At 56.3% G+C, this 25,533-nt stretch carries 23 protein-coding genes and 1 pseudogene; 11 read left to right on the top strand and 13 right to left on the bottom strand.

Translation table 11 applies throughout. The features are described from left to right. Position 1 precedes the first annotated feature (1 nt). On the bottom strand, positions 2-454 hold the full coding sequence (locus tag ACWKV5_RS15720) for a short chain dehydrogenase (RefSeq protein WP_483841982.1): 453 nt from the start codon (positions 452-454) through the stop codon (positions 2-4). A 262-nt stretch (positions 455-716) separates the two neighbouring features. Here ACWKV5_RS15720 and ACWKV5_RS15715 point away from each other — a divergent pair, with 262 nt between their 5' ends. The 3 genes from ACWKV5_RS15715 (at position 717) to ACWKV5_RS15705 (ending at position 2,059) form a co-directional block, all read left to right on the top strand. Next, positions 717-1,385 carry a DUF72 domain-containing protein gene (locus tag ACWKV5_RS15715; RefSeq protein ID WP_483841981.1) on the top strand — a complete coding sequence of 223 codons (669 nt, stop codon included), beginning with the start codon at positions 717-719 and terminating at the stop codon, positions 1,383-1,385. Between the two features lie 198 nt (positions 1,386-1,583). Then, positions 1,584-1,742: a hypothetical protein gene (locus tag ACWKV5_RS15710; protein ID WP_483841980.1), complete on the top strand. Its 159-nt coding sequence runs from the start codon at positions 1,584-1,586 to the stop codon at positions 1,740-1,742. An 89-nt stretch (positions 1,743-1,831) separates the two neighbouring features. Continuing rightward, complete coding sequence (locus ACWKV5_RS15705; RefSeq protein ID WP_483841979.1) at positions 1,832-2,059, top strand: hypothetical protein; 228 nt, start codon at positions 1,832-1,834, stop codon at positions 2,057-2,059. A 221-nt stretch (positions 2,060-2,280) separates the two neighbouring features. Here ACWKV5_RS15705 and ACWKV5_RS15700 read toward each other — a convergent pair whose 3' ends face one another. The 5 genes and pseudogenes from ACWKV5_RS15700 to ACWKV5_RS15680 all read right to left on the bottom strand — a co-directional run. Continuing rightward, entirely contained in the window at positions 2,281-2,505 is a 225-nt protein-coding gene (locus ACWKV5_RS15700; RefSeq protein ID WP_483841978.1) for a hypothetical protein, read from the bottom strand. A 24-nt stretch (positions 2,506-2,529) separates the two neighbouring features. Continuing rightward, positions 2,530-2,790: a hypothetical protein gene (locus tag ACWKV5_RS15695; protein ID WP_483842176.1), complete on the bottom strand. Its 261-nt coding sequence runs from the start codon at positions 2,788-2,790 to the stop codon at positions 2,530-2,532. 281 nt (positions 2,791-3,071) lie between these two features. Next, the gene (gene acnB / locus ACWKV5_RS15690) at positions 3,072-5,672 is read right to left on the bottom strand and encodes a bifunctional aconitate hydratase 2/2-methylisocitrate dehydratase (RefSeq protein WP_483841977.1); all 2,601 of its coding nucleotides are present in this window, start codon (positions 5,670-5,672) and stop codon (positions 3,072-3,074) included. 344 nt (positions 5,673-6,016) lie between these two features. Further along, positions 6,017-6,673 carry an MliC family protein gene (locus tag ACWKV5_RS15685; RefSeq protein ID WP_483841976.1) on the bottom strand — a complete coding sequence of 219 codons (657 nt, stop codon included), beginning with the start codon at positions 6,671-6,673 and terminating at the stop codon, positions 6,017-6,019. Positions 6,674-6,825: 152 nt separating this feature from the next. Further along, positions 6,826-7,015 (bottom strand): annotated as a pseudogene (locus ACWKV5_RS15680) (hypothetical protein); the annotation flags it as partial. A gap of 179 nt (positions 7,016-7,194) precedes the next feature. Between ACWKV5_RS15680 and ACWKV5_RS15675 the strand changes: the two are divergent. Then, entirely contained in the window at positions 7,195-7,836 is a 642-nt protein-coding gene (locus tag ACWKV5_RS15675) for a dTMP kinase (protein ID WP_483841975.1), read from the top strand. 87 nt (positions 7,837-7,923) lie between these two features. Next, positions 7,924-8,829 (top strand): LysR family transcriptional regulator, encoded by a 906-nt coding sequence (locus tag ACWKV5_RS15670; protein WP_483841974.1) that lies wholly within the window; start codon positions 7,924-7,926, stop codon positions 8,827-8,829. Here ACWKV5_RS15670 and ACWKV5_RS15665 read toward each other — a convergent pair. From ACWKV5_RS15665 to ACWKV5_RS15650, 4 genes are all read right to left on the bottom strand, one after another. Continuing rightward, a complete protein-coding gene (locus ACWKV5_RS15665) occupies positions 8,819-9,595 on the bottom strand; it encodes a substrate-binding domain-containing protein (protein WP_483841973.1) in 777 nt (258 codons plus the stop codon). The genes ACWKV5_RS15670 and ACWKV5_RS15665 overlap by 11 nt on opposite strands. A gap of 25 nt (positions 9,596-9,620) precedes the next feature. Further along, entirely contained in the window at positions 9,621-10,913 is a 1,293-nt protein-coding gene (gene tcuC / locus ACWKV5_RS15660) for a tricarballylate/proton symporter TcuC (protein WP_483841972.1), read from the bottom strand. Positions 10,914-11,078: 165 nt separating this feature from the next. After that, positions 11,079-13,241, bottom strand: a complete 2,163-nt coding sequence (locus tag ACWKV5_RS15655; protein ID WP_483841971.1) for an ATP-binding protein — start codon at positions 13,239-13,241, stop codon at positions 11,079-11,081. Positions 13,242-13,346: 105 nt separating this feature from the next. Then, a complete protein-coding gene (locus ACWKV5_RS15650) occupies positions 13,347-13,904 on the bottom strand; it encodes an ATP-dependent Clp protease proteolytic subunit (protein WP_483841970.1) in 558 nt (185 codons plus the stop codon). Positions 13,905-14,167: 263 nt separating this feature from the next. On the opposite strand from ACWKV5_RS15650, the gene ACWKV5_RS15645 reads away from it, so the two are divergent. Together ACWKV5_RS15645 and ACWKV5_RS15640 are read left to right on the top strand one after the other, a co-directional pair. Continuing rightward, positions 14,168-14,530 (top strand): KGG domain-containing protein, encoded by a 363-nt coding sequence (locus ACWKV5_RS15645; protein WP_483841969.1) that lies wholly within the window; start codon positions 14,168-14,170, stop codon positions 14,528-14,530. Beyond that, the gene (locus ACWKV5_RS15640) at positions 14,530-14,907 is read left to right on the top strand and encodes a hypothetical protein (protein ID WP_483841968.1); all 378 of its coding nucleotides are present in this window, start codon (positions 14,530-14,532) and stop codon (positions 14,905-14,907) included. Before ACWKV5_RS15645 ends, ACWKV5_RS15640 begins: the two co-directional genes overlap by 1 nt. Before the next feature lie 1,029 nt (positions 14,908-15,936). Here ACWKV5_RS15640 and ACWKV5_RS15635 read toward each other — a convergent pair. Together ACWKV5_RS15635 and ACWKV5_RS15630 are read right to left on the bottom strand one after the other, a co-directional pair. Next, on the bottom strand, positions 15,937-16,206 hold the full coding sequence (locus ACWKV5_RS15635) for a hypothetical protein (protein WP_483841967.1): 270 nt from the start codon (positions 16,204-16,206) through the stop codon (positions 15,937-15,939). Further along, positions 16,196-16,528, bottom strand: coding sequence for a hypothetical protein (locus tag ACWKV5_RS15630; protein WP_483841966.1), 333 nt, complete (start codon positions 16,526-16,528; stop codon positions 16,196-16,198). The genes ACWKV5_RS15635 and ACWKV5_RS15630 overlap by 11 nt, the downstream gene beginning before the upstream one ends. Before the next feature lie 717 nt (positions 16,529-17,245). Here ACWKV5_RS15630 and ACWKV5_RS15625 point away from each other — a divergent pair. The 3 genes from ACWKV5_RS15625 to ACWKV5_RS15615 are packed head-to-tail and all read left to right on the top strand — an operon-like array spanning position 17,246 to position 22,849. Further along, positions 17,246-19,243, top strand: coding sequence for an ABC-three component system protein (locus ACWKV5_RS15625; protein ID WP_483841965.1), 1,998 nt, complete (start codon positions 17,246-17,248; stop codon positions 19,241-19,243). A gap of 1 nt (position 19,244) precedes the next feature. Next, entirely contained in the window at positions 19,245-19,844 is a 600-nt protein-coding gene (locus ACWKV5_RS15620) for an ABC-three component system middle component 1 (RefSeq protein WP_483841964.1), read from the top strand. Then, entirely contained in the window at positions 19,841-22,849 is a 3,009-nt protein-coding gene (locus tag ACWKV5_RS15615) for an AAA family ATPase (RefSeq protein WP_483841963.1), read from the top strand. The genes ACWKV5_RS15620 and ACWKV5_RS15615 overlap by 4 nt, the downstream gene beginning before the upstream one ends. A 405-nt stretch (positions 22,850-23,254) precedes the next feature. On the opposite strand, the gene ACWKV5_RS15610 is transcribed toward ACWKV5_RS15615, so the two are convergent. Continuing rightward, entirely contained in the window at positions 23,255-24,325 is a 1,071-nt protein-coding gene (locus tag ACWKV5_RS15610; protein ID WP_483841962.1) for a DNA-binding protein, read from the bottom strand. Positions 24,326-24,522: 197 nt separating this feature from the next. On the opposite strand from ACWKV5_RS15610, the gene ACWKV5_RS15605 reads away from it, so the two are divergent. After that, on the top strand, positions 24,523-25,500 hold the full coding sequence (locus ACWKV5_RS15605) for a tyrosine-type recombinase/integrase (protein ID WP_483841961.1): 978 nt from the start codon (positions 24,523-24,525) through the stop codon (positions 25,498-25,500). The last annotated feature ends 33 nt before the right edge of the window (positions 25,501-25,533 follow it).

The following is a 25,533-nucleotide window of genomic DNA, read 5'->3' as shown; positions in this document are numbered from 1 at the left end:
TCTAACGGGCAGAGCGTCGGCTACCCAAACGATTGAACGCGAGCAGACATCCGCTAACTAACAGCGCCGCACCGATGACCAGCAGCGGCGAAGGTCTGACTGGCCTGACGGTTGCCAACGGGTACGTGTTCAGAATGTCATCGGTCATTTCGGTGGGCAGGTATCTGGGGGCGTCGTACGCCATCTCGCTCAGTTTCAGGCGTGCGCCATCGCCGAGGATCAACGTCAGGTCTTCAATGATGCCGGCGACACGCCCGGGATACACCGGCTCGCCCGTCGGATCGAGTTGGTCATACAGAAATTGCTGCCCTTCAAGCCAGCCGACCGCCGTCTGCAACTCAGGCCCGAGGTAATACTTTCCATCGAGAAAGAAGCCGGGGAAATGCGGTGTGCGCTCGAGGCTCTCGACGTTGTAACGCTCGCCTGGCCTCATGCCGGTTAATGGGTCGATCATGGTGACTTCTCCTTCTGCTGGTCCTGCGATAGAGAACGGGCCGAATCCTTAGGTTCCATCGGATTGATCGAAAGGCGCGCTGCGCTGCTCATCGGCCATTCGCAAAACAATTCGAACTCTACAAACCCGAGCATTTCAATTCTGGACAAGACCGCCGCATGGGCGATTTTCCGGGCGTGGAGACTGATCAAATGAGCCAGCAATATTGAACAGCCAGAGGATTTTCATCGGGTGTGCAGGTTGGAGTCTGGGGCGCGAGTATGTGTCGACATTCCCGGTTGAGGGCACGCACCTGCAACGCTATGCCTCGAGACTGAACAGCGTCGAGATCAATAGCTCGTTTTATCGTCCGCACCGCCGGGAAACCTACGCTCGTTGGGCTGACTCAGTGCCCGAAGGCTTTCGTTTCTGCGTCAAGGTGCCCAGGCGGATCACCCACGAACGGCGCTTGCAGGATTGTGGGTGGGAACTCGATGAGTTTATCTCGCAGTGTTCAGGCTTGAATGATCGATTGGGCTGCTTGCTGGTGCAGTTGCCACCTTCATTGGCGTTTGATCATTCAGTGGCTGAGAGTTTTTTCATTGAACTCAGGCGTCAGTATGCCGGCCACGTGGTGCTGGAGCCTCGGCATGAATCCTGGCTCGATGCCGAGCCGCTGTTGATCCACCACCGAATTGCCCGGGCGGCAGTTGATCCATCGCGCATCAGCCATGACGCGCTGCCGGGGGGCTGGCCGGGATTGAAGTATTGGCGACTGCACGGGTCGCCCCGAACTTACTTCAGCCCCTACGAATTGCCCACGCTGCAGAGCCTGGCACTCAATCTTCAGACAGCCACTACCGATAGCGAAGCGACGTGGTGCATGTTCGACAACACCGCCAGTGGTGCTGCATTGGGCAACGCGCTGACGCTCTCGGCGTTGCTGCGCTGAGCGCGCAGCACCGTTCGTCGGCCACGCTGAACACCTTTCAGCGCGCGCGGCTCTCTACTTTTCATTGGGTGGAGACCGACTATGTCTTGTTTGATCTGTGAAAATCCTTTTGCACGAACACTTTGCGCAGGCGTCGGGCAGGAGTTTCATTGTCCTGAATGCGGCCAGGGGCGGGTTTCCCAGGAGTTGCTGAGCCTGATGATGTTGTTGAATCTGCAGCTGGATATTGGACGCAGCCGCCAATGGCTCAAAGAACGTCGGCAGACCGACCCGCTGCCGATCATGCGCGTGTCTGACATCTTGCTGTGCTGCGCCGCCAAGGACGCAACCGATCGGGCCACTGGCGCCGAGGGCTAGCCGCTGGTCTGTTCGAACGCACGCTGCAACGCGGTCCACTTCCAATCTTTACGGCCCGGAGATTCCGGACCCTGAGCGGCGAGGTGGGTATGTCCGACGATTCGACTTTCCAGCAACAAGACCAGAACCCGGTGCAGGACGCGGTTCCATCCAGGCCGGAGCCAGGCACCGACGACCCGATGGCCAACCCTGCCGATCCGGGTCGATACGATCCGCTGACAAGCCCCGACGACCAGCGTCCCGATGATTGGGAAGACCCGGACAGGGACATGCCGGAGGCGGACGAGCCGACTCCGCTGTCTGACGACAGACGTTGAGTGGCGAAGCGCATAAAAAAACAGGGGCAGACTTTTCAGTGAAGGAGGGTGACCGCCCACGACACCAAATGTCTGCCCCTACGGCCCTGATGATCGAGGAAATGGAGGGCGAAGAGAAGCAACCGGGCCGGTTGCTTGTACACCGGCCTGACTGTGCCGATTATGGACAATCCGCACGACATAAGACCCCACCCTTAACGGGTAGAAATGGGCGGTCCCTTTTAATTACCGTCCGCCACCGTGCGTTCTATTTCCGCGATTTTATCCCTGAGCTTTTCAGCGTCCTGCTCCTTGGCGCGGGTGGAAGAGGGCGTAATGGCTTCATCAATGCCCTCGGTTTCACTTGAGGTGTCGTGCAGGTCCCTTTCGACCACGTTGACGGGTTTGCCCGACACATCAGTGGGAGGGGCGTTGGATGCTTTGTTCACATCGTCATCGTTGTGCATGTCGTGTACCTCCGTTGACTGCGTTCACTCGGTTTTTTCGTCGCCCTTCGAACCGCTCGACGTAGCGGCGTCTTTTTCCGTTTCCTGCGATTCGGCGCCGGAGTTTGAGCCCGAGGCTTCCTCGCCCTTTTTGTCGGCTTTCTGCTCATTGGATTCCGCGCCTTGGGCCTGGTTGACGCCGGGAATGGCAGTGGGCGGAATGTCTGCCTTCTCGGCGGCCATGGCGAAAAACGAGCCCGTCGACAACAGGCTGGCGATGGCGAGGGTGGTGATTGTTCTGTTCATCATCCGGGTCTTCCTGCGAGGGGGTATAAAACGTTGGAAGATCCGGGTGGGGGAAGGTGCTGAGGCGCTGACGAGTGGCATGGCACGGATCGCCAGCACACCGAAGAACACTGTGGGAGCGAGCCTGCTCGCGAAAGCGGTGTGTCAGTCGACATCATCGTTGATTGATCCACCGCATTCGCGAGCAGGCTCGCTCCCACAGGGGGGGCTGGCGGAACTCTTGGGCATAAAAAAACGCCGCTCATCTCACGATGGGCGGCGTTTTCTATTGCTTTGTAACGTTACGCTTGAACCACCGGAATGTTGGCGTTCGCAGCAGCTTCACGGAACTCGGCGATCTGGTCGAAGGACAGGTAGCGGTAGACATCGGCCGCCATGCTGTCGATCTTGCCCGCGTATTCCATGTACTCCTCGACGGTCGGCAGGCGACCCAGGATGGAAGCCACGGACGCCAGCTCGGCCGAAGCCAGGTAGACGTTCGCGCCGTCACCCAGACGGTTCGGGAAGTTACGGGTCGACGTCGACACAACAGTCGAATTCGGTTCTACGCGAGCCTGGTTACCCATGCACAGCGAGCAGCCCGGCATTTCCATACGAGCGCCGGCCTTGTTGTAGATGCCGTAGTAACCTTCTTCAGTCAGCTGATGCGCGTCCATTTTGGTCGGCGGCGACAGCCACAGACGAGTCGGTAGCTGACCGTCGACCTGCTCCAGCAATTTGCCGGCGGCGCGGAAGTGACCGATGTTGGTCATGCACGAACCGATGAACACTTCGTCGATCTTCTGGCCTTCAGCGGTCGACAACAGACGGGCGTCATCCGGGTCGTTCGGTGCGCACAGAATCGGTTGAGTGATCTCAGCCAGATCAATCTCGATGATTTCGGCGTACTCGGCGTCTTTGTCAGCCACCAGCAGCTCAGGGTTGGCCAGCCAGGCTTCCATCGCTTGAGCACGACGTTCCAGGGTGCGCGCATCGCCGTAGCCTTCGCCGATCATCCAGCGCAGCAGGGTGATGTTCGAGGTCAGGTATTCGGCAATGGCTTTTTCCGGGAGCTTGATGGTGCAGCCGGCAGCCGAACGCTCAGCGGACGCGTCAGACAGCTCGAACGCTTGCTCGACGGTCAGGTTGTCCAGGCCTTCGATTTCCAGGATGCGGCCGGAGAACGCGTTGACCTTGCCTTTCTTTTCCACGGTCAGCAGACCGGCCTTGATCGCGTAGTAAGGAATCGAATGGACCAGGTCACGCAGGGTGATGCCCGGTTGCATCTGGCCTTTGAAACGCACCAGAACCGATTCCGGCATGTCCAGCGGCATGACGCCGGTGGCCGCGGCGAACGCGATCAGACCGGAACCGGCCGGGAACGAAATACCGATCGGGAAACGGGTGTGCGAGTCACCACCGGTGCCGACGGTGTCCGGCAGCAGCATGCGGTTCAGCCAGCTGTGGATGATGCCGTCACCCGGCTTGAGCGACACGCCGCCGCGGTTGCGCATGAAGTCCGGCAGGGTGTGGTGAGTCGTGACATCGACAGGCTTGGGGTAAGCCGCGGTGTGGCAGAAGGACTGCATCACCAGATCTGTCGAGAAGCCCAGGCACGCCAGGTCTTTCAGTTCATCACGGGTCATCGGACCGGTGGTGTCCTGGGAGCCGACGGTGGTCATTTTCGGCTCGCAGTAGGTGCCCGGACGAACGCCTGTCACGCCGCACGCTTTGCCGACCATTTTCTGCGCCAGGGTGAAACCTTTGGTGCTTTCAGCCGGCGCTTCAGGTTTCTTGAACAGATCCGAAGGCGCCAGCCCCAGCTCGGCACGCGCCTTTTCGGTCAGGCCCCGGCCGATGATCAGCGGGATACGACCGCCAGCACGGACTTCGTCCAACAGCACAGGGGTCTTCATTTCGAAGGTAGTGATGACGTCGTCAGTACCGTGCTTGCAGACTTTGCCAGCATGCGGATACAGGTCGATCACGTCGCCCATGTGCATATTGGACACATCGAATTCGATCGGCAGGGCGCCGGCATCTTCCATGGTGTTGTAGAAGATCGGGGCGATCTTGTTGCCGAAGCAGAAACCGCCAGCGCGCTTGTTCGGCACGAACGGCACGTCGTCGCCGAAGAACCACAGCACCGAGTTGGTGGCGGATTTACGCGACGAACCGGTACCGACCACGTCACCGACGTAGGCAATCGGGAAGCCTTGACCGCGCATTTCCTCGATCTGCTTCATCGGGCCGGTGACGCCTTGTTCGTCCGGCACGATGCCGTCGCGCGCCATTTTCAGCATGGCCAGGGCGTGCAGCGGGATGTCCGGGCGGGACCAGGCGTCCGGGGCAGGGGACAGGTCGTCGGTGTTGGTTTCGCCGGTGACCTTGAACACGCGCAGGCTGATCTTGTCGGCCAGAACAGGGCGGTTTTTGAACCACTCGCCATCAGCCCAGGATTGCAGCACGCCTTGTGCGTGAACGTTACCGTTCTTGGCGCGTTCAGCGACGTCGTGGAAGGCGTCGAACATCAGCAGGGTGTGCTTGAGTTCTTCGGCCGCTACGGGTGCCAGTTCGGCGTCGTCCAGCAGGTTGACCAGGGTCACGATGTTGTAGCCGCCCTGCATGGTGCCGAGCAGTTCTACAGCGCGCTTCTTGTCGATCAGAGGGGATTTGGCTTCGCCTTTGGCGAGGGCGGACAGGAAGCCGGCCTTGACATAGGCTGCTTCGTCCACGCCAGGTGGAACGCGATTGGTGATCAGGTCAACGAGGAAAGCTTCTTCGCCCGCTGGAGGATTTTTCAGCAGTTCAACCAGGCCTGCCGTTTGTTCGGCATTCAGCGCCAAGGGTGGAAGCCCTTGCTCGGCACGTGCTTGTAATTGTTGTACGTAGGTCTCAAGCACTGGGTTTCTCCTGTCATACCGCGTGTTGGGCGAAAAGCTGCCCGGGTTTTGTTCGAAAAATAAAAGTAGGAGCCGTCGCCCAGCGGTCGAGGGTGACCACCGGTAACCACTGGAGCAACGGCTCCTACAAAAGCTGTTCTGAGAAGCTGGCGACACTGATTGTCGACACTATCTCGTGATCGAGGCGGAATATAATGATTTATGCGGGCCGCATCAACAGTATTGTCGACACATTTGAGGTGTCACTTAAACGCACGCGATGTACGGTCGCCTGTTCAAGCGAGCAGGATCGTGGTCCCAGAGCGGTTGGAGCGACAGAGGGCGACCTGATACCGCCAGAGCCTTCAGCCGACCGGCTCGGCCGTACAGTTCATCTCGCCAGAGCCAGGTTTCTGGAAAAACACCCCGTTTTCGTTTTGCCGAAAGCTGTAGTTCCCGAGGACATCCTTGCCGGTGTATTGGGTGCCTGAATAGCTTTGCACCTGACTGAGGGTGACCGAGGTGTTCGCCCACTTCAGGTACACGACACCCGGTTGCGTCGTAAAGAAAGTCGCGGCAATCGGTGCATTAAACCCGGCACAACGAAACGCCTGGGGGCCTTCGGTCAGCCGGTCTGGATCCTTGGTTCGAACAATGGCCGAGCCTTGGCGCAGTTGGTAGGCACGCTGGGCATAACTGCGGATCGTACAGGCCTTGGCCTCAGGCCCGGAGCCGCACTGGTTGCGGGCGTCGATCCAGAACTGCTGGTCAATGATGACTTTGTCGGGAGGTGGTACGGAGCGTTCATCGGTGAGCGCGAGGCGATAAAGCCGCATGAGCTCAAGATCCATCTGCGCCAGTTGCGGATCGCGGCAGATGAGTTTTTCTACGGGGGCTCTGGCGGTGGCGCAGTCGAAGCTGGTCTTGTAGGTTCGCGGAGGCGATGCGGCATTGGCGCAGGAGAATGTCACCGCGCTGATGCTGGCGAGCAGGCAGGTGAAAAGGGCCGTGAGCGTTTTCATGTTGACGTCACTCAGATCATTTTCCGTAGGGGACTATAACCCCAAGCGGGTTTTGTCGGGCCCCTTTCTGGCACGCTGGGATGGCTGAAAAAAAACGACCGTAATCGCAAGTGAGCGCGTCCGCAGTCTGTAAAAATCGCGACGTCGATCTATCAGATGGCAGGAAGCAAGCCTTTCTGTCTTGCGACATGCGTCGCCATGGTGTCCATCAAGTCCGGCGACAGGCAGTCATAGGGCTCCAGGCCTGTCGTCGACTATCGCCAGTTTTTCGCCGTGAGCCGTGACGCTGACCTTGTCCCGAGGTACCACCGCGATAACGGCGAATGTCGCGCCATGCTGGCGTCTCCTTTTCAGGGTGTCCCCGGATATAGAATAGCTCGCCATTCGAAGCGTAAAACTAAGTTAGAGTATTCATCACTGTCTGTTCATAAGGGCCCTCCACTCGATTCGCGCAATCGCGCCAAGCGTTTCCAGCGCACGATCCGGGCAAAAAAAACCGTACATCAATCGATATTTGAAGAATGAATCGTCCGCTGTTTGTTTCCCTGGATGGGCCCAAGGGAGCCGGAAAAACCACACTGTTGGAGGCCGTTACGAAAGTACTGAGGGCCGACAACAAAAAGGTGATCCGGCTTTCCGAGCAAAAAAGCGATCCCTATCGGGGTGAAACAATGACCCTCGTTAATAAGCTCGCCCGAAATCCCAGCCGCGAGTTGGAGTTGGAGGTTTGTGAGCGCCTGGCTGATAGTCGCGCCTGGATTTCCCTGCACGTGCTGGCTAAACAACCACAAGACAGCATCATCTTGATCGATCGCTGGTACCCGTCTGATGCCGCGTTTCGCCGGATAGTCCCGTTTGCAGAGATTCTGCAGTTGAACATTGATCGAAACGTGCAAGTGCCAGACCTGCATGTCGGGGTTGTCACCCACCCTGAAATTTCATGGGCAAGGGCAACGGCACGACGGCGTGGGGTGAGCAGCACGGTGATCCATAAGCTGGAAGAACATGTCGCGTGTACCCAGGCATTCGAGCAGGCGATTGCAGATCACGGCTGGGTTTTATGCCGTAATGAAGGAACGATCGAAGAGGCAACGATGCAGGTGGTATCCGAGATCTATGGGGTTCTTCGATGTCCTGTAGGTGAGGTTCGCTGCGCCGGTTGAGATTGCCGTAGATGTAGTTACATCGCGCATTAATTTTATGCATTCATAGGATAAGCTGATCAATCTGTCTGATCCCAAGTGTGCACCATGGCCATCAACTTCGACCTCAATGACCTGCAAGCTTTTCGCGCCGTGGTCGAGCAGGGCAGCTTTCGCAAAGCCGCCGACGCCGTGCGTATCTCTCAGCCTGCCCTGAGCCGGCGTATCGAAAAACTTGAAGACGCCCTCGGCGTACGATTGTTCGAACGCACCACCCGTAAGGTCAGCCTGACTCAGGCCGGGCGCGGGTTCATGCCCAGCGTCGAGCGCTTGCTGGACGATCTGGATGTGGCGCTGCTGGGAATCAGCGAAGTCGCCTCGACCCGGCTCGGCCATGTCACGGTGGCCTGCGTGCCCTCGGCAGCGTATTACTTCATGCCGCGCGTGATCGCCCATTACCACCGGCAGTTCCCGCGGATCAAAGTCAAAGTGCTCGACTCAAGCGCCCACGACGTCCTCAGCGCCGTAATCAATGGCGAAGCGGATTTCGGTCTGAGCTTTATGGGTACGCTTGAGGCCGAAGTCGAGTTCGAGCCGTTGGTGCAGGAAGGTTATGTCGTGGCCTGTCGGCGCGATCATCCTTTGGCGGGTCGCACCAGCGTGACGTGGGACGAGTTCTATCAGCAGGATTACATCTCGCTGGACAAGACCTCGGGCAATCGCTTTTTGCTGGATCAGGCGCTGACCGGAATTGTGCCGCAACGGCAGAGCATCTGTGAAACCCGGCATGTGACGACGATGATCGGCTTGGTGGAAGCGGGGTTGGGGGTAGCGGCGGTGCCGCTGATGGCGATGCCGACGGCTGATCACCCGATCCTGACACAGATACCGCTGACTGATCCGCAAGTGATGCGCAGTGTCGGTTTGATCAAACGCCGGGGTCGCACACTGACCCCGGCGGCGTTGGAACTGGAACGGCTGGTGGTGGAAATGAAAGTCCAGGTCAGCGACTGACTGAATCCAGCCCGGTGGCCTTTACATCCGGTTGAGCGGCCGAGGCGGCCAGGTACTCCAGCAACGCCTTGGCTTCAGCCGGGTGTTGCGCGCCCACGGGAATGCCGGCGGCGAAACGCGTGACCGATTGCACCGACTCTGGAATCTTTGCCACAAAACTTACGCCGGGCACGGGCAGCAATTCGCTGACCTGCTGGAAGCCCAGTTGGTAGTCGCCGGTGGCAACCACCGAACCCACCGGAATTTTCGGGATCATCTTCGATTTGGGTTTGAGTTGCTCTTCAATGCCCAGGCGCTTGAACAACTGATCCTCGATGTACACGCCGCTGGCGCTGTCGGAATAGGCCACGGATTTAGCGTCCAGCAACGTTTTTTTCAGGCCCTCGACAGAGCTGATATCCGGTTTCGGAGCGCCTTCGCGCACCACCAGGCCGATCCGCGAATCCGCCAGTTCCACCCGAGAAGCGGGATCAACTTTGCCTTGCTTGATCAGGTCATCGAGGGCGTAGCCGACCATGATCACCACGTCAGCCTTTTCACCGCGGGCCAGACGATTGGGGATTGCTTCCGGTGCCTTGCCCATCGATGGACCAAGGGCGGTGTCCAGCGTGTTGCCGGTGGACGCGGCGAATTTCGGCCCGAGAACTTTGTAGGCAGCGGTGAAACCACCGGAGGTCATCACGCGGATCTCTTCTGCCTGGGCGACGGTGCTCAGGCCGAGGCTGGCCACCAGGCCGAGGGCGGCGAAACTGAATAGCTTGTTCATGGTCGTGTTCTCACAAAGGGCAGGTTCAAGACATCGCCGGTTGCAGGCGGCCGGTGGAGCGGCGGTAGAGATACAGCGTCGCGCACAAGGCACAGAGTGCGGCGAAACTCATCCAGTAACCGGGTGCGGCCTTATCGCCGGTGTACTGGATCAGGAAGGTCGACATCGCCGGGGTGAAGCCGCCAAACACCGCCGTAGCCAGGCTGTAGGCCAGCGAGAAACCGGCGACCCGAACTTCAACCGGCATGATTTCGGTGAGTGCCGCAATCATCGCGCCGTTGTACAAACCGTAAATGAACGACAACCACAGCAAGACCAGCAGCATGTTGACGAAGCTCGGTGCGTTCACCAGATAAGTCAGCGCCGGGTAGGCCGTGGCGAGGGTCAGCAGCGCCATGGCGATCAGCACCGGACGCCGACCGATGCGGTCAGACAACGCGCCCCCAATGGGTAACCAGAAGAAGTTCGAAACACCCACCAGCAAGGTCACCAATAACGCATCGGATGTACTCAGGTGCAGCACGGTTTTGCCGAAAGTTGGCGCGTACACGGTGATCAGGTAAAAAGCCGTGGTGGTGAGGGCGACCATCATCATCCCGGCGAACACGATGACCCAGTTCTGCGCGAGGGTGCGGAACACATCGCCCATACTCGGCCGATGTTTGCGCGCTGCGAATTCCTCGGTTTCTTCGAGGTTACGGCGCAGGAAAAAAATGAACGGCACGATCATGCAACCGACGAAAAACGGAATCCGCCAGCCCCAATCGGCAATCATTGCGGGCGCCATCCACTGATTCAGCCCGTAGCCCAAAGCCGCCGCGACGATAATTGCCACTTGCTGGCTGGCCGACTGCCAACTGGTGAAGAAGCCTTTGTTGCCCGCAGTGGCGATCTCCGAAAGGTACACCGAGACGCCGCCCATTTCCGCACCGGCCGAGAAACCTTGCAGCAAGCGACCGATCAGCACGAGGGCCGGTGCAAATAGCCCAATGGTTTCGTAACCGGGCACCAACACAATGAGAATCGTGCCGCTGGCCATAATCGACAGCGTCACGATCAAGCCTTTGCGCCGACCCACATCGTCGATGTAGGCACCGAGTACCACCGCGCCCAACGGACGCATCAGGAAGCCTGCGCCAAACACCGCGAAGGTCATCATCAGGGAGGCAAACTCACTACTGGCAGGGAAGAACACAGCCGCAATTTGGGTGGCGTAAAAGCCGAAAAGGAAAAAGTCGAACTGTTCGAGGAAGTTGCCCGAGGTGACCCGGAAAATCGCACTGGCGCGTGAACGCCCGGAAGGATTTGATGTTTTCATTGGTCTGTACTCCACCGCTTTTATGACGTGCGCTACCTGGACGCGGCGCACGGTTCTTATTGGCGTGAATGCTGGAGCAGGACGATCGATATGATAAGTGCATTGTTGGCATTCATTAATGCATGAAACGGATCAATACGGATCTATCGAGTCGGAGAGGTTCGATTAAACGTCGGGCCTGAGCAATGAATACACTCGCGAAGTGAGTTCATTAAGACTGAAGGGTTTGGTCAGCAATCGGGTTGTCCTGTCGACTGAGACAAGTCGCGAGCCGCCAGCAAATCCGGTAATGAAAAGCACTTTGAGCAGCGGGTATTTTTTCTTGAGTTCTGCTGCCAGACTGATCCCGTTCATCAATCCCGGTAAACCTACATCGGTCAGCAGCAACTCAAGGTGTTCCAGCTTCTCCGCCTGTTTGATGGCAGAAACGCTGTCCACTGCCTCAATGACGCGATAGCCAATGTCTGACAAGAGCTCCGACGCCATTTGCCGGATAGCCGCTTCGTCGTCCACCAGCAAAATAGTTTCGTTCTGCCCCGATGGCACCAGTTGCTGAGTGTCGCCAGGAGCTACTTTCGGGTCATCTGGCAGCGAATCATCTACCGGAAAAAACAGCGTCACGGTGGTGCCAATACCCAGGCTGCTGTGGACTCTGACCTGACCACCGGATTGCTGAGTGAAGCCATATATCATTGAGAGACCCAGCCCGGTACCTTCGCCCAACTTCTTGGTCGTGAAAAACGGGTCGAAGATACGCGACAAAATGTCAGGACTGATCCCTGTACCGGTATCCGTGGCGGAAATGCTCACATATGAGCCGGGCGGCATCATTTTGTCGGATGAAGAGGCTTGATCGATAACGCATCGATCAACCTGAAGGTCGAGCCTGCCTCCATTGGGCATTGCATCCCGTGCATTGATTGCCAGATTAAGCAGCGCGTTTTCCAGTTGGTTAAGGTCACACCTGATACGGTCGGTCGTTCTGAATGAGCACTCGACTATGATGCTCGGCCCCACTGAACGCCGAATCATTTCTTCAAGATCTGCAATTACTTTTCGAGGATCAAGGAGTTCAGGCTCAAGTGATTGCTGCCTGGAGAACGCAAGCAGTCGTTGAGTCAATGCCGCCGCTCGAGATGCCGAGGTCAAGGCCACTGAATTGTATCGGGTCAAATCGTCGTAGCGACCCGCATCAATCCGCCGTTGCATCAGTTCCAGGCTACCGATGATCCCTGCCAACAGATTGTTGAAGTCGTGGGCAATTCCGCCGGTAAGCTGCCCGACCGCTTCCATTTTTTGGCTTTGTCTCAACTTGGATTCCGTTACGGCGCGCTCTCGCTGCTCCTCTTCCAGTTGTTGGGTACGCTCTCCAATGCGCTCTTCAAGTAAGTCGTTCCAGTCACGCAACGCACTCTCCAGTTGCACCCGGTCTTCTATGTCCTCAATGGTGCCGTACCATTGTTCGGATTTTCCGGCGCTGTCGAGACTGCACAGCGCACGGACTCTAAACCAACGGTAATCGCCCGTGTGTTTTCGAAATCGGACTTGCAGATCGAAAGGCTGCAGGGTGCCCAGAGATTGATCCCAGAGTGCAGCGATTGATACCTGATCTGCCTTATACGCGGCATAGGTCCATTGACGTTCCAATGTCTGCTCGAGCGACAGACCGGTGTATTCGTGCCAGCGCGGATCGATAGAAATCAGGTTACCGCCCTTGTCGGCAGTCCAAGGCCAAAGTGGATTGAGCTCAGCTGCAATGCGGTAATGCCTTTCGCTCTCACGCAGGCGCTTTTCTGTCGAGCGCATAGCGTCCAGGGTTTTGAAGCGCTTCAACGCCGCACCAAGCAGATTGCTATACCCACGGAGGAAGTCGATATCGCTCTGCGTAAACTGACGAGGACTTCGACTGTCCACCTCAAATATTCCGAAAGGACGTTCTCCGTTGGCGCCGTGGACGAGAACGTTGACGAAAGCGTTTACCCCATTGTTCTTTTGAAAATCGTGATACCGAAACCGTGATTCCGTTGAAATATCCGTCGAGATGACGGGCGCGTTGGTGTTGAGCGAGAAGATTTCGGGACTGCCTTCGCATGCTTTCACCCGCACCTTGCCGACCACATCGGGTGCCCAGCCCACACCATTTCTCACGAAGAACGTGATGCCGTCTTCTTCGAGCAGCATGAATTTGGCGAGATTGGTTTCAAGCGCCTCACCGACTAATCGACATGCCTCGTCGAGGATTTGTTCCAGGTCATCCGACGCCAACGCGAGCTCGCCAAACCTGGCGAGCACCTTGCGCTGGCGCAGTAACGTATCCTCTATTTTCATAGGCTCACCCAAGGTGGTTTCAATATCCGAGGCTTGGGTTTCAGCTAGGTTCAATCGGTTTGAATGAGCGCAATAGAGCGGTGTTATAGAGGACGGTTGGCACGATCATCCGCCACTGACCTTCCAGTGTTTCACATCGTCGGCAAACACCATTTGCTTCATCTCGTGCGCAATGCCGTAGGCCAGGGACTCGTGCGCAGCGATGACTTTTTCCTCTGCTGACAAGCAATGGAAAATGTCGAGCTTGGTCTGTGCGTCAGTGGTTTCCAGCGTGAAAATCTGGACGTAACGCGCGAGGTCATTGTCGAGGCTCGATAGATATTCGCGCAGGCGTTGGTGATCGACGGATTTCTGACTGAAATACCAGTTCATCGGGTGGATAAGAAATCGCGAGTGGGGTGACGTGATCCGGCGGGCTGCGGCCAGAAACATGATGATGCCCATCGACTCGATGTTCCCGGCATTAATTGCACATAGCGGAACAGGCAGTGACTTTAGAAAGGTATAGAGCGTGAAGCCGAAATTTGTACTACCGCCAGAAGTGGACAGGTTCAGCAGCAAGGACGTGGCGCCTTGATCAATGGCTTCAAGACAGCAATCTCTGAAACGCTCAGTCGTTGCCTGGTCGATCTGGCAGTGAAAGTGCACGATATGTTCGGTCATGACTGACTTCCGAAATCCGTCGTTTGTAAAGCTGCTTATGAGCTAGTTAGCTTAGTTCATATTGGCCATTTCTTAGCGAAAAAAACGACTTTAAAAGCCCTCTTTGATTACCCGTTCCGCTAGTCGAAAGTCTCTATTTTTCAGGGAACTAACGTCGAAAAACCACTGGTCGCCAAACTCGATTTTCGTCCAAACTTTCAATTTTCTGCGTCCTCCGAATTAAACGAGCAAATGTTCGTATTAACGAGTAGAGGTGAATAGAAATGGCCAATACCGGAAACAACAATCCCGGCAATTTTTCTAATGACCGAGATAAGGCTTCTGAAGCAGGCAAGAAAGGCGGTCAGGCTTCAGGAGGTCAACAATCACGCGATGCTGATCGTATGTCCGGAGGAGGGCAAGGTACCAATCGCGGAGGCGAATTCGCCGACGACAAGGAAAGCATGAATAAGCCCGGGCAAAAGGGCGGCCAGGCATCGGGTGGGCGGCAATCAAACGAAGCTGATCAGTCCACTGGCGGTGGCCAGAGCGGTCGCGGCGGCGACTTTGCCGATGACCAGGACAAAACCTCTGAAGCGGGACGCAAAGAAGGTGAAAACAGCGGTGGCGGAGGGCGTCAATCCTGATGCTGGGTGATTATCAAGCCCCGAATTTTCGGGGCTTGATTGAATCGGCTCTTCTGGCTGCGCGAGCTCAGTTCGCAACAACCCCCAGCTTTCATATCGTGCTGGCCACACTGATCAAGCGCCAGGCAAAAAAGGCTGGCCATCGTGATTATCGTATTGCTGGCGGTTTTAGTCGTCTGGACGGTGAAGCTGGATGTTCGGTACGCGCTAAGGCTTTGCGACACGCTGATCTGGTTACCGGGGCGCCGCGTTGTTTATTGGCCTGTCAGTCGGCTTCATCATGGGCTGGCGAAGCCGTCGGGAGTATTAGATGTTCGCTGGTTGGTTTTGCCGTGTTGATACCGGTGACGCTCATCTACAACTCCTATGGCTTCTAAGTTTCAGCGGCAAGGTTCATCCGGTTCAGGATTGATCTGGGAGGGCCATTGGAGAAGATCCACGCAGATACATGATTTAACATAATATACATTACACGTAACAACGTATTTCACGATTAGCCCGGTTGCACGCAGATTTCGCAGCCCTCAATCCACCTCAAGCCCTTAGTCCGCGGAAGCCATTCCGACCCTAATTTCGGAAGTAAACTCACCTAAGCGGCATTTAGCACCTATTACGACCCATTTTACTGGTCGAATTGACCGTCCGTCCTGTAGACCCGTTTCGCGATTCTGTCCAGTGATGCAAATGGTACGAAATTGCTTCTTGGTGCGGTTTGCCGGGAACTTGGCACTCGTTCAAGCGCCCCAGATTGCGATGACGGTCTCAAGCGCTCTAGACAGAGCCTTAAGAGCGCAGCGAACCATGAGTCATAGGCAAGGAATATCCCCGTTCACTTTTAAATCAAAACACGATCTGCGGTTTGCGATCGGATTTCTGACCAAGGGTCTAAATCGTCTAATTGGAAGAAATTCCCACCTCATTGCATTTGGAAGCGATTTTGGGGCGATTGCATCACTTTATCCCACGAACCACAGCAAGCCACCTCATTACGCTACCGCTGGACGACGCTGTCATCAGGCAACGAATTTCGCACAGCGACAGCTGCTTCATAAAGGATAGCCATGAAGCCTTAAATCATAACCTATGTTTGAAATCCGGCTTACCGGCCAGCCTGGCGAAGCGCAAATTTGTCACCTCAGCCTGCCAGATATCCGAAAATTCTGACACTTTGCCGATCCGATCATGCTCCAGCCTAGTTGCGATTCCGGTCTACCTTGATGCTGTTCGGTTTGGTAAACGAGAATCGCCCGACTGCGAAATCCGGGGCAAATGACCTGCGCGCGTTGCACCCCAATGTAACAAATACAAAACTACCCTTCTTTCTGATGTAACTCCGACCCTAACTCAACTAAATGAATATTTAGTTCAGTTAATTCTGTGTGATTTCGGAAATTGACCGCATCCTCCTATACAGAGTTACCCTTTCGTTGAAAATAGTCAGGATCTAGTAACACTATGATTTCCCTCGGCGAGGCGCCATGCTGCTTCGCCAAGATGTCCAGATCAGCCAAGAAACGCACCATACTTGCAACCCTGGGTTCTGACAATTCTGCACACGCGTCTGCGTATTCTTTACCAATTACATTATTGATATCGAACAAGCGCGCCACGCTTTCAACATCAAAAAAGCCCTCTTTCACAAGCCCATTCAGGGCTTTATTGCGCTTAGTCGACATTGACATTCACCCAGCCTCTCACCCGAAAAGGCTTTTCCGAGCTGTGGGAAGCCTCCACGTCCTTGAGACCTAGGATGTAACGAAGCTTCAACACGGTCTCAAGGCTCAGGGCTCGTTGATCCAGATCCCCTCTAACCAGCAGGAGCGCAATGACCTCCTCCGAACTTAGCTTGTATTTCTTCATCAGCTTGGCGAGCTTTTCCGAGAAATCAGAGTCAGGCGTGGTGCTCTCACCTTTCTGAAGGACGCATATTTCCTGCTCCAGCTCACTTATACGCTGCTGAGCGAGGCGGATCGCTTCAAAGCGGTTCGGGGCATTCATGAACTGGCCTCCACCTGCCGGTCGGTTGCATTTTAGCTGACTAAGTTTGACCGTTTGTCTGATCAAAAAACCGATATTTACCAATAGTGTAAAGGTTGAAGTGCCCCCTGATGGTTCGTGGCGGTACTATGCCTAATACACATAGGCGCGGCCGATAGCCGGCAGAATGGCATCTCAGGCATTGCTAGGCCTCCCTTCAATATTTAGCATAAATTGACAGAAAGCACCGCTTTGCCCTGCCTAGGTGCTGAACAGATCCGGCAATTTATGTGATAAATGTGCGTGCCACTTTAGGTCGGCTGTCGTAAACCTAGCCATCGGCTAGCACCGCCGTCTCGACCCGGTGGGCTTGATCCTCACGCCTGCGCGCTCCGCTTGCCTGATCATGCCGTGGTGGTGGTAGTGAGAGGATGGAGTCAGGATGACGCCGGCACTGGTACATCGTCGCCCTGCCCCGGTTTCTAGTCCTCTACAAACCTCGACTCAATCCCTGCTACCTGTGCTGGCCATGGACAGTGACCGGCGAAAAGCTGAATAGTTAGAATCTCCGCGCCACGCAAACTCCGGCTAAATCAAGGCTACGCATGGCGTTGAATGATTGCGCGTTGTGTCAGATAGGCAGCCGCGTTACGCACGACCCTAGCTGCCCAAGTGGTAAGATGTGGCGAACTGCCAGCGGATCTGGCCAACACGATGATGAAGTAAAGGGATGTCAGTATGATCAGACGGTTTCGGCTTGAGCAGAAGTCGCTCTACGAGAAGCTAGTCATTGCTCAGCGCGTGGCGGACATGCTGGAGAAGTTCCTCGACGGACGTGTCGCTCCGCTGGAAGTTGGTGCCGAAACTGGTGGTATCGAAGAGTGGGACGATGTCGTTGTTGTCCATTCACGAGACTCTTTCGAGCATCTTCAAATCAAGCGTCAGACGACGGATTTCTGCACCAAAGACCCTGATCTGCAGGAGTATCTACCCAAGCTTGCAAAGTATCGAGCCGCTCGTAAAAAGAAGTTCGTGGAACCTGCTTCCAGTTCCTCGGACTTTCCTGATCCAGACGATTCCGCTTCGGTAGAACCCGCTGGGATTGACGCAGCCAAGGGTAGCTTTTCCGTCCTCGATTCGGCGTTTGCGAGCTTGGCTAAGCATGCCCGCGCCGGCACATTTGCCCAATTGCCCGAGCGTCGATTCCAGCTGACGCTTGTAGGGGCGAATCTGAAAATCAAAGACGATCTAACCGTTAACCATCTGGACGAGTTGTGTAAGCTGTGCCGCCAGGACGGACTCAATCCCAAAGATCTGGCTCACCGAGTTGACGGCCCGACAACGCGGGCTCACCTCTGGCTCACAACGTGGTGCGGCTTCGAGAATTGGACGCAGATCATCGACACCCTGAAGCGTGTCACGGTTGTCTGCGTTGGGAATGACGCGACATTGGAGCAGCGCTCAGTCCAATCACTGGGCAGGCATTTCACGAATCCAGAACGAACGCTCGAACGGCTAATCTCGGTAATCACCGCAGAGACCTCTGACGTTTCGGCCTTGGGGTGTCATGCGATCATCCGCGAGCTTAGAGATGAGCTTCGCCCTGATATTGAAACATGGGCTCAATACCTCTTAGGGGATGAAATTCAGCCTGCCGGCAAGACATGGTCTTTTTCTGGCACCCATGATCTGGGTGCGCTCGTCCCCCTATCAGCACAGGGACTGGTAGATCACATGTGGAGTAGCTCCCCCGGGAACCGGAGGCTCAGAGTGTATGCACCATACGCACCTCCCGCCGGAGCAACCCTTACGCTTCCATCAGCAATATTGCGTATGGCGCTGCACCTTCCCCACGGCAGTCAAGGCCTGATGCTGGGCGAACCGATCTGGCGCAGCAGCGTTGGCTATGAAGTTGGACATACTCTCGGTTGCGCCGAGAGTGACCTCAGAGATCTTCCCTGGATAGAAAACGCTGAGCGGCTTGTCTGCATCTTGGATCACGAGTTCAAGACCCAGGGCGCTGCTCGAGCGGAAGCTGCGGCGCTCGCGAACGCCATGGACGACCTGGTGTGGCAACGACTCATTCAAAGCGTCTCTGCAAAGCTTGCGGCCGTAAAAGACCCTGCGCTTGCTGATGCCATGGAAACGATCTGGCTGGAGTGGTTGGACGGCTTTACCAACAACCCCGAGAGCCGCCGTCAATTTCTAGAACAGCTTCTGTACCCGGAAACGGAGGGAAAAAATGCCACGCATGCGCTTCGCCTCGGCCCTCGCACCGTAGACCTATTGGTCACCGCGGTGGAATTATTGTTGCTGGTTGCGGTGGGGGTTGGTGGCACCGGCACCGCCTGGAAGCACTTCCCGGATTTTGGAGGGGTGTTGAGCATCGCTCTCAGGTACTGGTCTGGCCCCGCAAGTGGAGCGCCCGAAGTCCGTGAGCTATCTGACGATCCGTTGATCAACGTTATCGGCCCGTCCCCTGCCCCGGTCGTGATTCTGTCAGGCGTGAGCACTCCTCCCTCAGAGCTGTTGAATATCGGAATGGCTGACGATGCAGAGACGGCCACCAGTATGGCGGCAGAACGTCGACCACATCTGCTCGTGACCCGCTCAGGAGTATTCAATCAATTGCGCTACGGTACGCTAGCTACGGTGCGGCAACACTTTAGTAAACAATTGCAAGATCGACTGCTCGCCCGCCAGTCAGCCATCGATACGAATACGAAAGGAATCTGAAATGCTAACAATCTCGGAGATGGTTGAAGCCATCTCTAACCGTGCCGAAGGTCGCTATGACGTTTCCTATGCCGATTGGGTGGAATTGCCACCGCCATTGGCTGAGATCGCTACCGCTGGGGTGCAGCTCAAACGGGTCAATCAGGAGAATGCGGGCTGGCGGACTGTCTTGATCGCAGCCTTTCCCTACGATGTGGCAAAAATCCAGGGGGCGTTTCGGTGGGCTGCGGATGTCCGTGACATGCTTCCAGAGCCGCAAACTGCTGACCTCTACATGTTCATGCTCATTGAGGGTGTCGCGTCTGAGGATGCTGCTCGTCTCGAGACGGACGACCGTTTCTGCAGAAAGGTAGTCGTCAGAGAGGACGAAGATGCCGGTTCCTTTCTCGACCGTAGCTTCCTTGCGACACTTTCGACTCCTGGTAGCTCAGACAGCATTAGTGATCCATTGTCAGCGTCCCTCAGCGCCCTTGTCCTGGCGCATGCCTGGGTTGAGCCGCATTGCGATACATGGCGAGACCTGTTGCTGTCTGGAAAGTCGGGTAGTGAGATCGCTGAAGCCCTCAAGGTTTCGGCGTTCGGCGAAGAGGACGAGCAATGAAGCATTTAAAGTCCATCACGCTCTCGAACATCCGCCGGTTTGGCGCTGAAACTACGATTGAGCTCAGCCGCGGGGCAACCATTCTCCTGGCCCCCAATGGCACCGGGAAGACGGCGATCTTTGAAGCCATCGAGTTCGCACTGACTGGCAAGATCTCTCGCCTGGACGGAAATCTTGTCCCGATTATCCGAGACTCTCAATCCATGGCTCGAGTGAGCCTTGATTTCGGTGATCTGCAAGCCTGCGCGCAAGTTACCAACATCGGAGACGTTGAGACATCGGGCGATCTGAGCCCTCTTTTTCCAGGGACAGCCTCTGAAGACATCCCCTTTCTGCTCAGGCTTACCCACCTACTTGATCAGCGTGAGGGTGAATGGCTGGTCAAGGCAGATCCCAAAGTCGCTGGTTCCCAGCTGGAGCGGTTGCCAATTGGTAAAGATGGCAGCCAGGTAAGCTCTGCCCTTGGCAGCATCCGCCGAGCGCTCACAGAGCAGCTTAAGCACGCGAAAGCCTCACTGGAATCGCTCGAAGCCGAGTTTGCTGAATGGCAGAGCTTGAGCCTTGATCGAGATCAGGCGGCTGCGCAGACCCAAGGGGCGCTTCGCAGCAGGGAAAGCATTGCCGAATCGATATCGGACATTGCGCACCAGGCGCAAAGCTTCGACCAACTGCCCGCTGGCCTGCTCGTACCGCCACTGGGCCAAGATGGGTTGGAAACGGTGCATGATGCGTTGGAGCAATTGGTGCAAGTCAAGTTTGACCGAATTCGTGAGCAGATCATGGCATTGGCTGAGGTCGACGGCCTTATAGGCCGGTTTGTATCTGAACAAGCTCGTTCAGAGCAGCTCGGTGCGGAATTCATCTCCGCGACGCGGGAGCTGGATCAGAAGAAAGAAAATCGCTCGTTGGCCGTGGCAACTCTTGAGCAGCTTCAACGAGATTTGGTCACAGCAGAAACTGAGCGCGATACGATTGCCCAGCAGCTCAACCGGTACGTGAATGAGACCAAGGCGAAAGAGGCGGTCGAACAACGCCAGCAGGTGCTTAAGTCCGCTGACAATGCCCTCGCCGACACTGAGTTGGAAGCTTCTACGGCGCGCAGAGTGCATGAGGGGCATGAGCAGATCCGTGTCCAACACGACCTGATTAATGGACAGCGCAAGACGCTGCTACAGATTGACGCCGATCTTCTCACAGCTCAGGAACTCTTGGGTCACTGGGAGTTGACCCTTCAGCACGTTGCGGAGGTTACCGACACCATCAGCGGTGAGGAGGTACATCAGGAAATCCTCAACGAACAGCTTCGCGTTGCGCTGTTCGCCAGGGCTGCCGCCGAAGTGGAAGATCAGGCCGCTAAGAGCCATCACGAAAATCTGACCTCGGCGGCTGACTCGATACGCCAAGCCGTTGCATCCATCGCGGCCCACTTACCAAGCGATCGAGGTGATTGCCCATTATGTGGCGAAGAGCATGGCGCGGTCGCATTACATGAGCGTGTCGCCAAGGCGCTGGCGGCTATTGACCCCAATGTCATCGAAGCTGAACGGCGTTTGAAAAAGGCTGCTGATATTCTGCGCGACTGTATAGAAGCGGTAACGGGCGCCGAAACAGAATTGAGTGCATGCAAGAACAGGATCACTCAACTGGAGTCACAGCAGGCATCCCTGAAAGTGGATATCGCCGAGATCAGCTCCAACATTCTTCTAGGCGGCGATACTGTGCCCTTGGCGAAAGAGTCCATCCGGCTTCGCGTTGGTGCTAATGCTGCTGCGAAGATGCAGCTGGACGAGAAACAAAGCAACCTCGCATCGCCAGCAACCTCAGAGGTTTTTGAGCAATCCACGAACGCATACGACGCAGCTGTTCGTGCAGTAGACGCCACGCGGCAGGCCCGGTCGGAAGCCAGCACCAGGCTGGAGCAAGCCACTGCGGCGTTGGCAGCGATCACCGCCGACGCCCCGCCAGCGCGATCCTTGGCAGAGCTGTCCACTGCGCAGAACCGGAATGCCAATCAGCTAGTCGAGCTAGGCGCTAAGGTGACTTCCGAGCAGCTCGCCCTGGATCGTCAGCAGGCTCAGCTGACAGATGCCACGAATACGGCAACTGATCTGGAGACTCAGCTGTCCGAGGCCCAAGCTCGATTGGCTACGATCAGAGCGTCCTGGCGTCAGCTCTCATTCGCGGGCGATCCCACTGTCGAGGTTGCGAGCAGTCATGAGACTCAGATGCAGTCCACCAGCACAGAGCTTACCAGGCACTCAGAGGCACTCCAGACTATCAAAATAGAGATCGGCGCCTGGAGCAAAATAGAGCAGGCTCGTCTCGCACAGGGCCTTCTGGATCGGCGGCGCGGCGAGCGCTCAGAAGACGACTTTTCGACTCACCTTCATCAACAAGTGGAGTCGAAGCGGACGGGCATGCAGCGTCTGTCGCAGCTATCTGCAGCGATGGAGTCGCTTAATCAGTTCCTTTCCTCCGAAATCGCGAACGTCCAGAAACACGTCCAAGCAGTTATGCCTCGGTGGCAAGCACTACTCAAGCGCGTGGTCAGAGAACAACGGTTCACCGGGACGAACCTGAGTTTCCGAAGCCGCCATCTAAAATCACATGCCCAGGTGTCTGTGCCGCTCCACGGGGGCTTAGCCCCAGTACCTTCGATAGCCAGTGAAGCCCAACTGACGGATCTTCAATTGACATTCCTACTATCAATGGCGTTGGAACATCAGTGGTCGCCTTGGCGTGGACTCCTCCTTGACGACCCCACACAGCATCACGACCTGGTGCACGCGGCGTCTGTCTTCGATGTACTTCGCGATTACATCATCGATCATGGTTTCCAGGTCGTCATCGCCACCCACGATGCCCTTCAGGCCCGCTACTTCATGCGCAAACTGCAGAATGATGGGATCGAAGCGCGCATATGGTCACTTGTTCCCACCCCTGATGGAGTGACCGCGTCGGAGACGCCGTGGCCTGGCAGAAGTCATGCGATGGTAAGCGAGTAGCTATGCCCTAAAGATTACGCCTGGGCTCTCCGGGCGTGATCGCCTTCGTAACTCAAACCTATCCATCACTAGCCATGGATGAAGTATGTTCTAAGGTGCTAACGGGCCCGCTGTCGTACTGCCTAGAGAGTGGAAACCTTATCAGACCCCCTTGGTGCCAAGGAAAGCATCCAAACCGATCAGGGAGATCATGCTCTTTCAACCTCTTCCTGCTCTTGGAAGTGCCGAAGAGACTGACATCCGTTGATACATTGTGCCGGGAGCATCCAGCTTCCTAATCGGAGTAAGGGTCTCGAACGGTTCGCCCCTTTGTATGAGCATTTGGGATAGCCGCTGATGAGCGAATTTCCAACCTAATGTGCTTTCATCATGGTTACGTGGGTTCCCTGTAATCTGATCCATGCTCTATCTCCTAGGTCGTTTCGGAGGCTTGGCGTGCCCGGCAATTTGCTTATCCTCTACACCTGAGGCGACATCGCCACCCTCCTCCAAGCCCGGTTCATCGATCCTAGCCTGCCGCAGTTGCTCATTCTCTTTCTGTACAGCCCCCGACAGCATCGCGGTTTCTTGCTCACGCAGCTCGGCTAACGTGGCGGCCTTGTGGAGTCCCTTAACCTCTTCACGCAGAGCCGAGATCTGCCCCATGAGGTGCTCGGCCACCCCTGCGGACTTGGCCTCACCCTCGCGCAGTGCCTGAATTTGAGTGTTGAGAGACTGTACCAAGGCCTCCTGAGTGTGGAGGCCTTTGGTTAGCTGCCTGGCTTCACCGAGCAGGCGTTCATTGTCACGATTCAGACGCGTCAAATCGTCCTGTTTCACGGCGATGGTCTCCCGCAACTTGCGCTGCTCAACTTGCAATTCATGCAGTTGAGACTCGTGCTTGCGCTGATCCTGATCCCGCTGTTCTTTCACCGCTTCCCGATAGTGCTCGAGCGCCCCACGCGCCTGAACGTGCTTTTCCTCTAGCGATTGGATGTGTTTGTCCTTCTCTGCGACCAGCGACTCAAGGAGGGTACAGCGCTGACTGAGTCCCGCGTTACGGGTCAGCTCAGCCTGCAGTGAGGAATGGGTGATTGCAAATTCAGCGTTCTGCGCCTCTATCGCGGCCTGTTGGGTGGCCGAATTACGTTGAGCGGTAGCCAGCTCGGATCTGAGCTCGATGAGCTGATTTTCCAGCGCAGCCCGCTTCACGTTAAAAGCCGCGGTCGCCTGGGAGATAACCTCCTGTCCCTCCTCCATAAGCTGATCCAGCAGCGTTTGCACCATGCCGTTGAGCATGTCGCCCATACGTTCCCGTGATGCCACGGGCTCTGGACTAGAGGGCTCAAGCTCTTTCAGATACCGAGAAATCGTTGTTTTGGAGCCCGTATTTCCGAGTTCAACGCGCACCGCATCGATGCTGGGGTTGGCTCCCCTGGCCAGCAGTGCCTGACGTGCTTCTTGCACAACAGCCTTATTGATTCCGCCTCGGGCCATGGGGGTCTCCTACGATTTCGTACTGTGTTACATGTCATGTATTTACATAACACCAAATTGAAAGTTTACGTCGTTTGATCTGGATTAGCTAGAAGCCCATAATAGTGCTTTATGGCTTCTTGACCCTTTACGGCACTCAGAAAGCCCCCGCAAAACGCAGGAAGGCAGAAAGGCCCCGATTTTGAAGGCAAAGTACGATGGAAAAGGCAGATCGGTACCTCAGCGCCGGCACCCGGGAGAACACCCGAAAAAGCTACCGTGCAGCGATTGAGCACTTCGAGGTGACTTGGGGCGGGTACCTGCCCACGACCGGCGTGGGCGTCGTTCGCTATCTGGCGGAGTACGCCGACAAGCTCTCCATCAACACACTGAAGCAGCGCTTGGCAGCCCTTGCGCAATGGCACATCACTCAGGGTTTCCCTGATCCGACCAAGACCCCTGACGTTCGCCAGATGATCAAGGGCATCAGGGTCGTGCATCCTGCAAAAGTTAAACAGGCCGCCCCACTGCTGCTGAAGCATCTGGAGCAAGCGGTCACATGGCTTGAATGGGAAGCTGCAGCTGCGATTGAACGCAGAGATTACAAATCGCTGGTGCGTCATCGTCGCTCGGTGGCGATTATCTTGATTGGGTTTTGGCGTGGCTTTCGTGGCGATGAGTTGGCTAGGCTAACAGTCGAGGATACCCAAGCTATAAGTGGTGAAGGCATTACCTTTTTCCTGCCCTACACCAAGGGTGATCGCCAGCATGAAGGAACCACGTTCCAGACGCCGGCCCTCACCATGCTTTGCCCCGTGGAGGCCTATATCAATTGGATAACGGTTGCCGGGATCGTTAAAGGCCCGGTGTTCCAGCGGATTGATCGCTGGGGCAATCTGTCAGGCAAAGCCATGCAACCGCATAGCCTGATACCCGTACTCCGTCGCATTTTCAAAGAGGCAGGATTGCCAGCCGAGCTCTTTAGCAGTCACTCAATGCGGCGAGGCTTTGCGACTTGGGCGTCCGCCAATGGGTGGGACATCAAGGGGCTGATGAGCTATGTGGGCTGGAAGGATATGAAGTCGGCGCTTCGATATGTGGACTCGGGCATGTCGTTTGGCGGCCTGGCCGCAAACGCAGCGTCTCGGGCCGATGCAAGCGTTGCCCAATTGGAGCAACGCCCAGAAAACCGGTGAGTTGATGAATGCGACCTCGCCCGGCCCTACGCG

It is taken from the genome of Pseudomonas oplopanacis, assembly GCF_057128725.1.
Note: the sequence above shows the minus strand (reverse complement) of the source record. Positions and strands in the feature narration are given on the sequence as shown.